The sequence below is a fragment of the Massilia pinisoli genome, from assembly GCF_024753285.1.
Classification (GTDB): Bacteria; Pseudomonadota; Gammaproteobacteria; order Burkholderiales; family Burkholderiaceae_D; genus Telluria; species Telluria pinisoli.
Genome location: NZ_JANUGW010000001.1, coordinates 492,550 through 506,737 on the forward strand (window position 1 = coordinate 492,550; position 14,188 = coordinate 506,737).

11 protein-coding genes are annotated in these 14,188 nt (G+C 67.8%); 1 reads left to right on the forward strand and 10 read right to left on the reverse strand.

What is annotated here, in order from left to right; translation table 11 throughout:
• Positions 1 to 186 precede the first annotated feature (186 nt).
• The gene (locus NX784_RS02090) at positions 187 to 2,412 is read left to right on the forward strand and encodes a LamG-like jellyroll fold domain-containing protein (RefSeq protein ID WP_258815037.1); all 2,226 of its coding nucleotides are present in this window, start codon (positions 187 to 189) and stop codon (positions 2,410 to 2,412) included.
• An 8-nt stretch (positions 2,413 to 2,420) separates the two neighbouring features.
• On the opposite strand, the gene NX784_RS02095 is transcribed toward NX784_RS02090, so the two are convergent.
• The 10 genes from NX784_RS02095 to NX784_RS02140 all read right to left on the reverse strand — a co-directional run bounded on the left by NX784_RS02095 (position 2,421) and on the right by NX784_RS02140 (position 14,021).
• Positions 2,421 to 2,819 (reverse strand): RidA family protein, encoded by a 399-nt coding sequence (locus tag NX784_RS02095; protein ID WP_258815038.1) that lies wholly within the window; start codon positions 2,817 to 2,819, stop codon positions 2,421 to 2,423.
• A complete protein-coding gene (locus NX784_RS02100) occupies positions 2,819 to 3,976 on the reverse strand; it encodes an acyl-CoA dehydrogenase family protein (RefSeq protein WP_258815039.1) in 1,158 nt (385 codons plus the stop codon). The genes NX784_RS02095 and NX784_RS02100 overlap by 1 nt, the downstream gene beginning before the upstream one ends.
• A gap of 1 nt (position 3,977) precedes the next feature.
• The gene (locus NX784_RS02105; RefSeq protein ID WP_258815040.1) at positions 3,978 to 4,832 is read right to left on the reverse strand and encodes an enoyl-CoA hydratase family protein; all 855 of its coding nucleotides are present in this window, start codon (positions 4,830 to 4,832) and stop codon (positions 3,978 to 3,980) included.
• Positions 4,833 to 4,841: 9 nt separating this feature from the next.
• Complete coding sequence (locus NX784_RS02110) at positions 4,842 to 5,345, reverse strand: MarR family winged helix-turn-helix transcriptional regulator (RefSeq protein ID WP_258815041.1); 504 nt, start codon at positions 5,343 to 5,345, stop codon at positions 4,842 to 4,844.
• The gene (locus tag NX784_RS02115; RefSeq protein WP_258815042.1) at positions 5,342 to 6,100 is read right to left on the reverse strand and encodes an SDR family NAD(P)-dependent oxidoreductase; all 759 of its coding nucleotides are present in this window, start codon (positions 6,098 to 6,100) and stop codon (positions 5,342 to 5,344) included. The genes NX784_RS02110 and NX784_RS02115 overlap by 4 nt, the downstream gene beginning before the upstream one ends.
• The gene (locus NX784_RS02120) at positions 6,097 to 8,472 is read right to left on the reverse strand and encodes a bifunctional salicylyl-CoA 5-hydroxylase/oxidoreductase (protein ID WP_258815043.1); all 2,376 of its coding nucleotides are present in this window, start codon (positions 8,470 to 8,472) and stop codon (positions 6,097 to 6,099) included. The genes NX784_RS02115 and NX784_RS02120 overlap by 4 nt, the downstream gene beginning before the upstream one ends.
• Positions 8,469 to 10,094 (reverse strand): AMP-binding protein, encoded by a 1,626-nt coding sequence (locus tag NX784_RS02125; RefSeq protein WP_258815044.1) that lies wholly within the window; start codon positions 10,092 to 10,094, stop codon positions 8,469 to 8,471. Before NX784_RS02125 ends, NX784_RS02120 begins: the two co-directional genes overlap by 4 nt.
• Positions 10,095 to 10,194: 100 nt before the next feature.
• Complete coding sequence (locus tag NX784_RS02130; protein ID WP_258815045.1) at positions 10,195 to 10,905, reverse strand: hypothetical protein; 711 nt, start codon at positions 10,903 to 10,905, stop codon at positions 10,195 to 10,197.
• Positions 10,902 to 12,050: a restriction endonuclease gene (locus NX784_RS02135; RefSeq protein WP_258815048.1), complete on the reverse strand. Its 1,149-nt coding sequence runs from the start codon at positions 12,048 to 12,050 to the stop codon at positions 10,902 to 10,904. The genes NX784_RS02130 and NX784_RS02135 overlap by 4 nt, the downstream gene beginning before the upstream one ends.
• A 6-nt stretch (positions 12,051 to 12,056) precedes the next feature.
• Complete coding sequence (locus tag NX784_RS02140) at positions 12,057 to 14,021, reverse strand: DUF3857 domain-containing transglutaminase family protein (RefSeq protein ID WP_258815049.1); 1,965 nt, start codon at positions 14,019 to 14,021, stop codon at positions 12,057 to 12,059.
• Between the last annotated feature and the right edge of the window lie 167 nt (positions 14,022 to 14,188).

Below are 14,188 nucleotides of genomic sequence, written 5' to 3' on the forward strand. Positions count from 1 at the left end.
AACATCAGGCGCGGACCCATTCCATTTTTCGCGATATCAATATGTTTTGGACATGGCTGACACGATTGAAGTTAACGATAACAACGGCCACGTGTCCGTGCTAGCATCGGCGCCGCAGTACGGCAGCACCCGTTGTGACATCCCTTCGATCGCATCACACACGCCTGCATGGCATGGAGACGCTTCATGAAAAGAATCGAACCGCACGACAACGCACCCGCCTCATCTCCACTGACACCTGCTGACGCCCCGGACGACGTCTCTCGCGCCGAGCTCGGACGCCGCAGCTTCCTCCTGAGCCTCGGCGCCCTCGCGCTCACCGGTTGCGGCGCCGGTACCGGCAGCGCATCCGCGCCGCGCCTTCTCGCCGGCGCCGTGACAGCCGCCACGACCGGCCCGTTCGCCCATCCGGGCCTGCTGCACACGCAGGCCGACTTCGACCGCATGAACGCGAAGTACACGGCGACACCGTGGGCCGGCAGCTGGAACCTCCTGATCAACAACTCCCATGCGAGCCTGACATACACGCCGCACCCGCAGACAATCGTCTACCGCGGCTACGATGGCGTCCACCCGGAGAACTACGGCACCCTGTTCAACGACGTGGCCGCCGCGTACGCCTGCGCGCTGCGCTGGAAGATCACGGGCGACACTGCCTATGCGGACAAGGCAGTGCAAATCATGAACGGATGGTCGTCCACGTTGACCGCGATTCAGGGCACGTCGGACGCCGCGCTGGCCGCCGGCATCTACGGCTACGAATTCGCGAACGCCGGCGAGATCGTGCGCACGTACACCGGCTGGGCCGCGGCCGACTTCGCGCGCTTCCAGAACATGATGAAGACCGTCTTCTATCCGATCAACCACGATTTCCTCATCCGCCACAACGGCACGGACATCACGCATTACTGGGCCAATTGGGACCTGTGCCAGATCGCGTCCATCCTCGCCATCGGCGTGCTGTGCGACGACCGGAGTCTGTTCGACGAAGCCGTCACGTATTTCCAGTCCGGCCCCGGCAACGGCGCGATCGCGCAGGCCGTGTACTACATCCATCCCGGCTTCCTGGGGCAATGGCAGGAATCGGGCCGCGACCAGGGCCACAACACGCTCGGCATCGCACTGGGCGGCGCCATCTGCGAGATGGCCTGGAACCAGGGCGTGGACCTGTACGGCTACGACAACAACCGCTTCCTGATGGGCGCCGAATACGTGGCTAAGGCGAACCTGATCCAGTCGGGCACGACGTATTACACGGTGCCGTACGTCCCCTACAACAACGCCGACAACGTCAACCAGACCGTGTTCGCGACGGGCAGCCAGGGCAACGTCCGGCCCTGCTGGGCGCTCGTCTACAACCATTACGTGAACCGCCGCGGCCTGGCGGCGCCCTATTCGAAGATGTTCGCGCTGCAGATCCAGCCGGAAGGCGGCGGCGGCAACTACGGCTCGACGAGCGGCGGCTACGACCAGCTGGGCTACGGCACCCTGACGTGCACGCGCGACCCGATCGCGGCCGGCGTGCCGCCCAGCGGCCTGAAGGCACGCACGCCGGCGGGCGGCGTGGAACTGTCGTGGTGGGGCAGCGCCTATGCGACGAGCTACAACGTCAAGCGTGCGACGTCCACCAGCGGGCCGTGGACGACGATCGCCAGCGGCATCACGGACTTGCTGACCTACGCGGACAACCCGGGTACGGGCACGTGGTACTACGTCGTCTCCGCCATGACCCCGAGCGGCGAGACGGCCGACTCGAACCGCGCGACGGCGAAGGTCGGCAAGACCTTGCACACCTACCTCGCCTGCAACGAAAGCACGGGCACGACGGTGTCCGACGCGAGCGGCCAGGGTCACACGGGCACACTCGTCGGCAGCGGCGCCTGGGGTGCGGGCAAATCGGGGACGGCGCTCGCGCTGAACGGCAGCACGGACTACGTGAGCCTGCCCGCGAACTCCGTGACGGACCTGTCGGACTTCACTGTCGCGTGCTGGGTGTACTGGAACGCGTCACGCAATTGGGAGCGGATCTTCGATTTCGGCTCGGGCACGGGCCGCTACATGTTCCTGACGCCGCGCTCCGGCAGCGGCACCGTGCGCTTCGCCATCACCGTCGACGGCGGCCACGGCGAACAGGCGGTGACGGGCACGGCCGCGCTGCCGACGGCGCAGTGGGTGCACGTGGCCGTCACGTTGTCCGGGCAGGTCGCCACCTTGTACGTGAACGGCACCGCGGTCGGCAGCAACAGCGCGGAATTCCTGCCGCCGTGGCAGCTGGGGGGCACGGGCCAGAACTGGATCGGTCGCTCGCAATACGCGGGCGACCCCTATTTCAACGGCCGCATTGACGAATTCCGCATCTACCGCGGCGCCCTCACGGCTGCGGACATCGCCGCGCTGATCGCATCCAGCTGACCGAGCCGCTACCTGTCGTCGGGGACGACAGCCGTCGCCTCGATCTCCACGCGGGCCCGGTCCTCGATGAGGGCCCGCACTTCGACGGCCGTCATGGCCGGGTAATGGGCGCCGATGATCTCGCGGTACGCGGCGCCGAGCGCGGCCGACGCGGCGAGGTACTCGCCCTTGTCGACGACGTACCACGTCATCCGGACGATGTGCTCCGGCCGTGCCGCCGCCTCGCGCAGCACGGCGACGACGTTGAGCAGGGCCTGGCGCGCCTGCTCGGCGAAGGCGTCGCTCTCGAACTCGCCGTGCGCGTTCCAGCCGATCATGCCGCTGACGAACACGAGGCGGCCCTGCGCCGCGACGCCGTTCGCGTAGCCCCGCGGGCGCGGCCAGTCCGGTGGTTGCAGGATCTCCATCACGCCCCTTCCGCCGCCGCGCGCAGCAGCTCGCGCGCGATGATCAATTGCTGGACTTCCGTCGCACCTTCGTAGATACGCAGCGCGCGGATCTCGCGGTACAGCCGTTCGGCCGGGTGGCCGCTCGTGACGCCGAGTCCTCCGAACATCTGCACGGCTGCGTCGATCACCTGCTGCGCGGACTCCGTCGCCGTCATCTTCGCCATTGCGGCTTCCTTCGTCACCTTGACGCCGCGGTCGCGCTGCCACGCGGCACGGTACGTCAGCAGCGCGCTTGCGTCGATCGCCGTCGCCATCTGCGCGAGCTTCGCCTGCGTAAGCTGGAAGTCCGCCAGGTGCTGCCCGAACATGGGACGCGCCAGCGCATGTGCCAGCGCTTCGTCGAACGCGCGTCGCGCGAAGCCCAGGGCCGCGGCCGCCACCGACGTGCGGAACACGTCCAACGTGGCCATCGCGACCTTGAAGCCCTGCCCCGGCTCACCGATACGTTGGTCAGCCGGCACGCGGCACCCGTTGAAGCGCAGCCGCGCCAGCGGATGGGGTGCGATCACATCGATGCGTTCGGCGATGGCGAACCCCGGTGTGTCGGCGTCGACGATGAACGCGCAGATGCCGCGCGCGCCCGGCGCCTCGCCCGTGCGTGCAAAGACGACGTAGAAGTCGGCGATCCCGCCATTGGAAATCCACGTCTTCTCGCCGTCCAGCACATAGTCGTCGCCGTCCGGCCGGGCCGTGCAGCGCATCGCCGCGACGTCCGACCCGGCGTCCGGCTCCGACAGCGCGAACGCGGCGATCGCGTCACCACGCGCCACGCGCGGCAAATAGCGCTCGCGCTGGGCGGCCGTGCCGAACAGGCTGATCGCGCCGGAACCCAGCCCTTGCATGGCGAACGCGAAGTCGGCCAGGCCGTTGTGGCGCGCCAGCGTTTCGCGGATCAGGCAGATCGCGCGCGTGTCGATCACCGCACCGTCGGACGCGATCGCGTGGCGCAGCCAGCCGCCTTGGCCCAGCAACCGCACGAGGTGACGGCAATCGTCATCGATATCGGTCCCGTGCAAGTCGCGCACATACTCCGCCGCCCACGCGTCGAGCGCCGCTTCCAGGTCCGCGTGCCGAGTATCGAAGAACGGCCACGCGAGGTAAGCCTTGTCCGCCATGTCAATCTCCCTCGAAGCGGGGCGCCGTCTTCGCGACGAACGCGTGGTACGCACGATGAAAATCGTTCGTCGCCATGCAGATGGCCTGCGCCTGCGCCTCCGCGTCGATGGCCTCCGCGACACCCATGCTCCACTCCTGCTGCAGCATCTTCTTCGTCATCCCGTGCGCGAACGTGGGGCCGGCGGCCAGGCCGCGCGCCAGCGCCAACGCCTCGTCCAGCAAGACGTCCGGCGCGCACAACCGATTGAAGAAGCCCCAGCGCTCGCCCTCCTCCGCCGACATCGCCCGTCCGGTGTACAGCAGCTCCGCCGCGCGGCCCTGGCCGATCAGGCGCGGCAGGATCGAGCACGCCCCCATATCGCAGCCGGCGAGCCCCACCTTCGCGAACAGGAAGGCCGTGCGCGCCCGCGGGCTGGCCAGGCGCAGGTCGGACGCCATCGCGAGGATCGCTCCCGCGCCCGCGCACACGCCGTCGATGGCCGCCACGATGGGCTGCGGGCACGCCAGCATCGCCTTCACGGTGTCGCCGGTTAGGCGCGTGAACGCGAGCAGGCCAGGCATGTCCAGCCGCGTCAAGGGTCCGATGATCTCGTGGACATCGCCGCCGGAACAGAAATTATCACCGGCGCCCGCGATGACGACCGCCTTCACGTCGTCCGCGTAGGCGAGCGCGCGGAACAGGTCGCGCAGCTCCGCGTAAGAGTCGAACGTCAGCGGATTCTTGCGGTCGGGCCGGTTCAGCGTGATCGTGGCCACGCCGTCGCTCGCGGCGTAAAGAAAATGTTCGGCGCGGTAGCCGGCCAGTGCCGCGCGGCCGCGCGGCAGCGCATGCGGGTCGCCCTGCAGGTAACGCATCGTGTGCTCCTAGTCCCGGTTATCGATATTGTCGTCGTTCAGGTGCCGCTTCATCGTGTCGAGCAACGCGATCATCGTGGCCTTGTCGGCGGCCGGGATGTCGCGGAACAGGTCCGCGACCCAGCCTTCGTGCACGGCCGCCATGTCGGCGAACGTCTTGCGGCCGCGCGGCGTGAGCTTGACCATGAACGCGCGGCCATCCTGCGGGTCGGGCACGCGCACGACCAGGCCCTCGCGCTCGAGCTGGTCGGCGATGCCGGTGACGTTGCCGCCCGTGACCATCATGCGTTTCGACAGCTCGCCCATGCGCAGACCGTCAGGATGGCGTTCCAGCTGGGCCATCAAGTCGAAGCGGGGCAACGTGATGCCGAACGTGGCGCGCAGGCGGCTGCGGATCGTCGACTCGACCCGCACCGTGCACGCCAATAGCCGCAGCCACAGCTTCAGCGCCTGGTGGTGTCCGCCCGTCAGGCGCGCCGTCAGGTCGACGGGAACGTCGTGCGCCGGCTTCACATGACCTCCCCGCCCGCCACGGCGACGGCCTGGCCGTTCAGCGCGGAAGCGCCCGGCATGCACAACCACGCGACGGCGTGCGCCACCTCGTCCGGCTGCACGAGGCGGCCCTGCGGATTGGCGGACGCGAGTTGGGCCCGTGCTTCGGCCACGGTGCGGCCCGTCGTGCGCACGATGGTCGCGACGGCGTCGCGCACGATGTCCGTTTCCGTGAATCCGGGGCACACGGCATTGACCGTCACGCCCTTCGCCGCCACCTCCAGCGCCAGCGCCCGCGTGAGGCCGACGAGGCCGTGCTTCGCCGCGCAGTATGCCGCCACGTAGCGGTAGCCCGTCAGGCCGGCCGTCGACGCGACGTTCACGATACGCCCCCATCCTTTGTCCACCATGCCCGGCAGCGCGGCCTGGATGCAGTGGTACGCGCCCGTCAGGTTCACGTCCAGCATGCGCTGCCACAGCGCGGCATCCGTGCGGCCGAACGGCGCCGACGCGGCCTGGCCGGCGTTGTTGACGAGGATGTCGACGGTGCCCGCGCGCGCGAACGCGGCCCCGACGCTGTCCAGATCGGCCACGTCGACGACCTGCCAGGCCACCGCGCCGCCCAGGGCCAGCGCTGCCTCCGCGAGCGCCGCCTCGTCGCGCGCCATCAGGGTCACGCGCGCGCCATGCGCCGCGAGCGTGCGCGCGACCGCGAGGCCGATGCCCCGGCTGGCGCCCGTGACGACCGCATGCTTTCCGTTCAACGTCTCCATCATCCCTCCAGCAGCCGCGCCGCGATCTGTTGTGGCGACAGGCCGCTGCCTGCCGCCGCCAGTTGGCGTTCGCGTTCGAGATTGCGTTCGAGCTGCGCCTTGCCCGCCAGGTATTGCCGCGGCCAGGAAACGGCCGTGCAGCCGATCTTCGCCGCTTCCGCCAACGTCCACGCGGGGTTCGCCAGATGCGGCCGCCCCACGGCGCACAGGTCGGCCCGGCCGGCAGCGATGATGCTGTTCGCGTGGTCGGCCTCATAAATCGAGCCGACGGCGATCGTCGGAATGCCGGCCTCGTTGCGGATGCGGTCCGCGAACGGCGTCTGGTACATGCGTCCGAATACCGGCTTCTCCTGCTTGCTCACCTGCCCCGACGAACAGTCGATCATATCGGCCCCCGCCTCCTTGAACAGGCGCGCGATCTGCACGGCGTCCGCGGGCGTGATGCCGCCGTCGACCCAGTCGTGGGCGGAGATCCGCACGCTCATCGGCTTGTGCGCCGGCCAGGCGGCACGCATCGCGCGGAACACGCGCAGGGGATAGCGGCAGCGGTTTTCAAGAGTGCCGCCGTAGTCGTCCGTGCGGTGGTTCGTCAGCGGCGAGATGAACGACGACAGCAGGTAGCCGTGCGCGCAATGCAGTTCGAGCCAGTCGAAGCCCGCCGCGTCGGCCGCCTGCGTGGCGCACACGAAGTCGGCCTCGACGCGGGCCAGGTCGTCTGCCGTCGCTGCGCGCGCGACCTGCGAGATGCCGGGCAGGTATTGCTGCGCCGACGCGGCGATCAGGGGCCAGTTGTGCTCCAGCAGCGGCTGGTCGATGCCGTCCCACATGGGCCGCGTCGATCCTTTCGGGCCGGCGTGGCCCAGCTGGATGCCGATGGCCGCATCCGATTGGCCATGGACGAAGTCGACGATGCGCCGCCACGCGGCCGTGTGTTCGGGCGCATACATGCCGGGACACGCGGGCGTGATCCGGGCGTCGGCCGACACGCAAGTCATCTCCGCCATCACGAGCGCCGCGCCGCCCAGTGCGCGCGCGCCCAGGTGCACGAGGTGGTAGTCGCCCGGCACGCCGTCGACCGCGGAGTATTGCGCCATCGGCGACACGACGATACGGTTCTTCAGCAGCACGCCGCGCATGCGTAGCGGCGTGAACATCGGGGGCACGCGCACCTCCGCGGGCAGCGCCATGCCAGCCTGCGCGCACGCGCGCCGCGCGAACCAGTCCTCGAACTGCGCGACATAGCCGGGGTCGCGCAGGCGCAGGTTCTCGTGCGAGATGCGCTGGCTGCGCGTGAGCATCGAGTACGCGAACTGCTGGGCGTCCAGCGCGCCGTAGCGCTCGACGTTCTCGAACCACTCCATCGAATTGCGCGCCGCCGACTGGATCTTCAGCACTTCCACCGAACGGCTGGCCTGGTAGGCGTCGAGCGCCGCGCGCAGGTCGCTGTCATGCACGTCGACGCAGCGCGCCAGTTCGATCGCATCTTCCAGCGCCAGCTTCGTGCCGGAGCCGATCGAGAAATGGGCCGTATGCGCCGCATCGCCCATCAGCACGACGGGCACGTCGCCGTTCCAGTGCGCCCAGCGCTCGCACACGATGCGCGGGAACGCGATCCAGATGGCGGCGCCGCGCAGGTGCGCCGCGTTCGACAGCAGCGGATGCCCGTCCAGGTGCTCGGCGAACAACCGCTCGCAGAACGCGATGCCCTCTTCCTGCGGCATGTCGGCGAGGCCCGCCCGGCGCCACACGTCTTCCGGCGTCTCGACGATGAACGTGGACGTGTCGCCGTCGAACTGGTAGATATGGGCCTGGAACCAGCCGAAAGCCGTTTCCTTGAACACGAACGTGAACGCGTCGAATTTCTTCTTCGTGCCGAGCCACACGAAACGGCAGCGCCGCGTCTCGACGGACGGCTGGAATGTGTCCGCGTAGCGCGCCCGGACGCGGCTGTTGAGGCCATCGGCCGCGATCACGAGGTCGGCACCGTAACACTGCGCGACGGTCTGGTCGTCCTGCACGGTCGTCTCGAACACGAGTTCGACACCGAGTTCCTCGCAGCGCTGCTGCAGGATGTTCAACAGCCGCTTGCGTCCGATGCCGCAGAAGCCGTGGCCGCCCGACGTGATGCGCTGGCCCTTGAAGAACACGTCGATGTCGTCCCAGTGGTTGAACGCCTGCAGGATGGCGCGCGCCGTCGCTTCGTCGGCCGCGACGAGGTTGCCGAGCGTCTGGTCCGAAAACACGACGCCCCAACCGAACGTGTCGTACGGCCGGTTGCGTTCGACGACGACGATGCGGTGCGCCGGGTCGCGCTTCTTCATCAGCAGCGCGGCATACAGCCCGGCCGGTCCGCCACCGATGCACACAATGTTCATGATTGCCTCAGCTTGAAGCGTTGCAGCTTGCCCGTTTCCGTGCGCGGCAGCTTGTCGGTGAAGCGCACGGCGCGCGGGTATTTGTACGGCGCGATCTGCGCCTTGACGAATTCCTGCAGCGCCCGCGCCATGTCCGCCGTGCCGTCGTGGCCGGGCTTGAGGACGACGTGCGCTTCCACGATCTGGCCGCGTTCTTCGTCGGCGCGGCCGAAGACACCGCATTCGGCCACGGCGGGATGCCGCAACAACGCGTCTTCGACTTCCGCGCCGGCGATGTTGTAGCCGGCCGAGATGATCATGTCGTCCGTGCGCGAGCGGTAGTAAAAATAGCCGTCGGCGTCCATCTCGTAGGTGTCGCCCGTGAGATTCCAGCCATCGAGCACATAGTCGCGCTGGCGCTCGTCCGCGAGGTAGCGGCAACCCGTCGGGCCTTTCACGGCAAGGCGCCCGACGACACGAGGCCCCACGGGATGGCCGTCGTCGTCCAGCACGCACGCGCGGTAGCCGGGCACGGGTTTGCCCGTCGCGCCGGGACGCACGTCGGCGCCGCTGGCGGAAATGAAGACGTGCAGCAGTTCCGTCGCACCGATCCCGTCGATCATCTCGATCCCGGTCGCGGCACGCCACGCGTCGCGCGTCGCCACCGGCAGCGCCTCGCCGGCCGATACGCATCGGCGCAGCGAGCCGACGTCGTAGCGCGGCACCAGCGGCGTCATCTGCCGATAGAACGTGGGGGCCGTGAAGCAGACGGTGGCGCGGAAGCGTTCGATCGCCGCAAGCAGCCCCTCGGGCGTCAGCTTTTCCAGCAGCACGCCGGACGCGCCCACCCGCATGGGGAACAACAGCAAGCCGCCGAGGCCGAACGTGAACGCGAGCGGCGGCGTACCGATGAAGACGTCGTCCGCGTCCGCGCCGAGGACGTGCGGCGGGAAGCAGTCGCAGATCGCGAGGATGTCGCGGTGGAAGTGCATCGTGCCCTTCGGGATGCCCGTCGTGCCGGACGTGAAGGCGATCAGGCAGACGTCGTCGGCGGCCGTGTCGACGGGCGCGAACGGCCCGTCGTGCCGCGTCATGCGCGCTTCGAGGCCGTCCGGCGCGTCCGGGTCGTGGAAGTACACGACGGGTGGATGGCCATCGACCTGTTCCAGTTCGCCCGCCAGCGGACGGGCGCACAGGACCGCATTCACCTTCGCCTTGTCGACGACGATCCCGAGCTCGCGGGCGCGCAGCAGCGGCATCGTCGGGACCGCGACCAGGCCGGCCTTGAACACGGCGAGGATGGCGGCGGCCATCGTGGGGCAGTTCGCGCCCCGCAGCAGCACGCGGTTGCCGGGCACGAGGCCCATGTCGGCGCGCAGCACGTGGGCGATGCGGTCGACGTGGTCCCGCAGCTGCGCATACGTCCACGTCAGCGTGTCGCCCAGCACGGCGGTGTGGGCCCCGCGGCCGGCCGCGACGTGGCGGTCGAGCAGCTCGGCGACGCAATTCAGCCGGGGCGGATACCGGAGGGACGGCAGGTCGAACACGAGGTCCGGCCACAGGTCGGGCGGCGGGAGATGGTCGCGCGCGAACGTGTCGACGTGGGCCGAGGGACTGGACTCTGCAACGGACGGACGTGCCATGAAGCGCCCCCGGAGAAGATGGGATCGGTGAGTACCTCGAATTACTTTAGACCTAAAATAATTCGGGTGCAAGCGCCGCACGTCGGCGGCGCCGCGCCGGTCACCGCTTCATCATCGGTGCGCGCGGCATCTTCACGAATCCGTTGCGCACTTCCCTGCGCAGCGACGGATCAGGAACGAGCGCGATCGCGAGTGCTTTCAAGCGGTCCGCCTCGCCGTGGTTGTCCACGCCGCGCAGCACCGCCAGCAGGCGCTGGACGCCTTCCAGGTAATGGCACAGGTAGGCCCAGCGGCGTGGCGCACGGGTGTAACGGCAACGCTTGATGTACTGAACATCGTAATTCAACCGGGCGGCATACCTTCGCACCGCGCTTTCCGGATCGGGAAGCAGCTGCGCCGCCAGTCGATAGTCTTTCGCTGCGACGATGGACGGCAAGGCGGATTGCACACAGGACCGGGCAAGTTCGGGCTGTGCGTCCATGAGTTGCCGATACAACCCGTGCGTTTTTTCCGGCGTCTGCAGGATCGCGTTGATGGCGGCGACGTCGTGGAAAGCCGACCTGTCCAACCGCCCGTCCAGCAATCCCGCAACCTTGTCGTCCCTCACGCCGTGCAACGCGACCATCGCCGGCGGGTACAGCTCGCCCAGCCTGACCCAGTCGTCCAGGGCATAAGACAGCCGGACACCCGACCATGCGCGCGATTCCAACAGCGCGTTGTCATGGAACCAGATCAGGTCCGCCAAGGCCGCTTCATACTGGCCGACTTCAATGCGCTCCCGGGCGCGGGAGTATCGTTCCTGCGCGCTCATGCAGTGCACGGGATCGGATTCGTGTAAGCAAACAGACGCGTCACGATGTCTCTCATCTGTTCCTGCAGCAGCATGCCTACCTGGCCGACCGACAGATAACCCTGCGCCATATGGTGACGTACCGCCTGCTTGAATTCCTCCGACGCTCGCATGCTCTCGACCTGGTCCGGCGTCAGGTCGTCGTCCAGCGACAGACGGCCGCGGAACGCCCGCATCTCGGCAAAGACCCGGTTTGCCCTCGCGTGATCCCAGAAGCTCCAGACCGCCCCGACAAAATACGCAAACGCGAGCGCACGTCCATTGTTCCTGTCGATGCTCGCGCGGTAGAGCGAATAAGAACACCATGTCGGGCTCACATGCGCGAAATCCGCCAACGTCACCGGGGACTTCCTGTAGTCGAAGAAATCCGGTGCCAGCTCGATGGCGTCGTTCAGCGCCTTGACGAAGTATGGCTCGTGCGCGTCCATCGTGTCGGACAGGTTCGCGAGCCTGGCCAGGTGCTGGATGGCCGCGGCAGCGTCGTCATTCGCATGGCCCACCACACGGCGAAAGCCGGCAATGCTGGCGACGCCGTCGTCGTCGACGACGACGTCGCTCGCCGACCAGGTCTGCAGGGTCGCGATGAAGGTCGAGTAGTGATTCACCATCGACTTCGGGAAATACCTGGCAGCCATCCGGACGCCGGCGGCCGATCCGAGCAGCTCGCGTTCGATGCGATCCTTCAGATACCAGTCGACCCGCTTCCCCGACTTCGCCACCCCTTCGATGTTCGATTTCACCTTGGCCGATGGCGAGGTCGTATAAAACGGGATGAAGCCGTCGCACTCCCATTTGTACACTCTCTCGAGGATGTTCTTTTCCTCGTCCTCGTTCACCGGAGCTCGCGAGTGGGCCTTGTGCTTGCAGCTCACCAGCCAGCGAATCCTGCTTCCATCGGCGCGGGTTTCCTCGACCCCGAGGTCGATGCCGTTATCCGGCCCCGTGGAGATTTGTTCAAAAATCGTCATGCCACGCAGCGATTCGAAAAAATCGCGGCAAAACGTCTCGAAGTCGTCCGGCAGGGCCGATGTGCCCACCGGCGCATTCTTGACGGACGCATGATCGGCCTTGGCGGAGACGATTTCGCGAAAATCGATGATTCCCATGGTTCCTCAATCCAGATTGGTTCGTGCGCCGGCGGCCGGCTGCGAGTGCGCCGCGAGCGCGGTGTCCGGCACCTGCAGGATGAATTGGCTGCGCAGGTCGCGCACCATCCGGCGGATGTCGGCCTGCATCGCGGCGTGATCCTGCGGGGTGCACACGCGCGTGCCGGCCTTGCCGCTCTTGAAGCGGCGGGCGATGTGCAGCCGCCCGTCCAGGCGGGTGAAGCGGGCGTCGTACTGGAAATACGGGCTGGCGACGTGCACGTCCGGCGGCACCGCCAACAGCGTGGCGCCGGCCGGGAATTCGTAGTCGGCCTCCTCGTCGAAGTCGCTCTCCGGGCAGACGAACGGCTGCGTGCGCGCGGTTTCGTTGGTCAGCGCGAACACCTCGTTCGCCAGGCCGATGTACAGGCTGCTGGCGGCCGCCATGCCCATCGTGCCCGGCAAATACGTCCAGTTGTCGGCTTTGCCGCGCAGCGTGAAACTGTAGCCCTTGCCCGCGCTTGCGACGTCGCCGTCGCCCGGGTTGCCCTGCTCGACGGTCCCGCTGCCCTTCATCCCGAACGACGCCAGCAGGGTCGCGACGAACCGGTCCTGGTCGGCCTTGCGCCAGTTGCGGTGCTCGAAGCGGACCGGATCTGCCAGCCACCCCGTCTGGTCGCGCGTGAACTGGAACGTGGCGGCACCGTCGGCGGCGATCCGCACCCGGAAACGGCTCTTGACGGCACCCGGCTGCGTGACCGGCGTGTGCGCGAGCGCACCGGTACGGGTCAGGATGGCGTCCTTGTCCAGCTCCCATGCGGGCAGGTAGCCTGGCGCGATGTCTTCGGCCGTGGAATCGAGGAACAGGTCCAGGGCCGGCACGTACGTGATGGCGTGGTTGAGTTGCCCCAGGCTGGCGACCGGCGACAGCTTGTATGAGTTGCCGGCGTTGATCAGCGCCGGCGTGCTGGCTATGCCCACGGCGCGCAGCATCGCCTCCATCAGCGTCGTGTGGTCCTTGCAATCGCCGTAACGGTTGGCGAGCACGGAATCGGCGCTGTGCGGCACGACGCCGCCGTTGCCGATATAGACGGCAACGTAGCGGATGTTCTTGCGCACCCAGTCCGCGACCGCCAGGGCCTTGGCGCGCGGCGTGGCCAAGCCTTCCGCGAGCGCGCGCGCGCGGGCCGCGACCGCGGGCCCGGGCGCGGCGGCGGGTGCGGCTGCGCTGTCATACGCGAGGCCCACACTGGCGTAGCTGTCGAAGGTCGAGACGATCAGGCGGCGTCCGAAGTCCCAGTACGCCACCGTATCGGCTTCGAGCCGCGGATTCTCGGCCGGCACGAGATCCCAACGGTAGACGGTGCGACCGTCGTGGTGCGCCGGCGCGGCCGCCTTGTAGCCCACGTCGTCGACCTTCAGCGCCATCGACGCCGGCATGTCATAGATCACCGTGTATTGCCCGGTCGGATGGTATTCCGGATACGTGACGTCGTCGAACTGCCCGGAAAACATGGCGACGCGGCGCGTGCGGCGGATCGTCGAGTACAGCACGTCGCCCACCGCGACGTCGCTGTAGATCAGCGTCTTGACCTGCATGTCCTGGAACATGGGCGCCCCGCTGTAGGCCGGCTCCTGCTGCAGCTTGATCTGCTCCGGCAGCACGGGAATGCGGCGACCGTCGGGCTTCTGGTTGTACGCCTCGAGGACCGCGACCTCTTCGACCGTGCGGTTGAAATGGAATTGGCGTTGGCCGGCCCCGGCGACGGCGCGCTGCTCGTTCACTTGTCTGGCCGACTGCTGGGTCAGCACAAAGCTGCCGTCGGGCTGGACCACGAATTCCTGCAGCTCTTTCACGACGGTGATCGATGTGTCCGTGCCGTCGTCGGCGCCGATGGCCGCAAGCGGAACGAGCGTCGCGCAGACGATCGAGAGCAGGACGGCGCTGCGGGAGATCCGGTGGACTGCGCTGGGCGGCAATGAGAATGACATTCTGGATCGCAAATTTGCCAAAACGAAACCTCACACGTTACCAGAACGGCAGCGCCGAAGGTACGCGCTTTATCACAACCGGTCGTGCGCTTCATTCACGGTGGGTTGGCATGCCCGGCGAGACCCCGGTCATCGCCGATGCACCGTCCGATTTTGCGACGCCTCAA

Excerpts from the sequence above, each read along its gene's own strand:
- NX784_RS02090 (WP_258815037.1), top strand. The coding sequence starts at position 187 with ATGAAAAGAATCGAACCGCACGACAACGCACCCGCCTCATCTCCACTG.
- NX784_RS02095 (WP_258815038.1), bottom strand. The coding sequence starts at position 2,819 with ATGGAGATCCTGCAACCACCGGACTGGCCGCGCCCGCGGGGCTACGCG.
- NX784_RS02125 (WP_258815044.1), bottom strand. The coding sequence starts at position 10,094 with ATGGCACGTCCGTCCGTTGCAGAGTCCAGTCCCTCGGCCCACGTCGAC.
- NX784_RS02140 (WP_258815049.1), bottom strand. The coding sequence starts at position 14,021 with ATGTCATTCTCATTGCCGCCCAGCGCAGTCCACCGGATCTCCCGCAGC.
- NX784_RS02105 (WP_258815040.1), bottom strand. The coding sequence starts at position 4,832 with ATGCGTTACCTGCAGGGCGACCCGCATGCGCTGCCGCGCGGCCGCGCG.
- NX784_RS02130 (WP_258815045.1), bottom strand. The coding sequence starts at position 10,905 with ATGAGCGCGCAGGAACGATACTCCCGCGCCCGGGAGCGCATTGAAGTC.
- NX784_RS02135 (WP_258815048.1), bottom strand. The coding sequence starts at position 12,050 with ATGGGAATCATCGATTTTCGCGAAATCGTCTCCGCCAAGGCCGATCAT.
- NX784_RS02120 (WP_258815043.1), bottom strand. The coding sequence starts at position 8,472 with ATGAACATTGTGTGCATCGGTGGCGGACCGGCCGGGCTGTATGCCGCG.
- NX784_RS02100 (WP_258815039.1), bottom strand. The coding sequence starts at position 3,976 with ATGGCGGACAAGGCTTACCTCGCGTGGCCGTTCTTCGATACTCGGCAC.
- NX784_RS02115 (WP_258815042.1), bottom strand. The coding sequence starts at position 6,100 with ATGATGGAGACGTTGAACGGAAAGCATGCGGTCGTCACGGGCGCCAGC.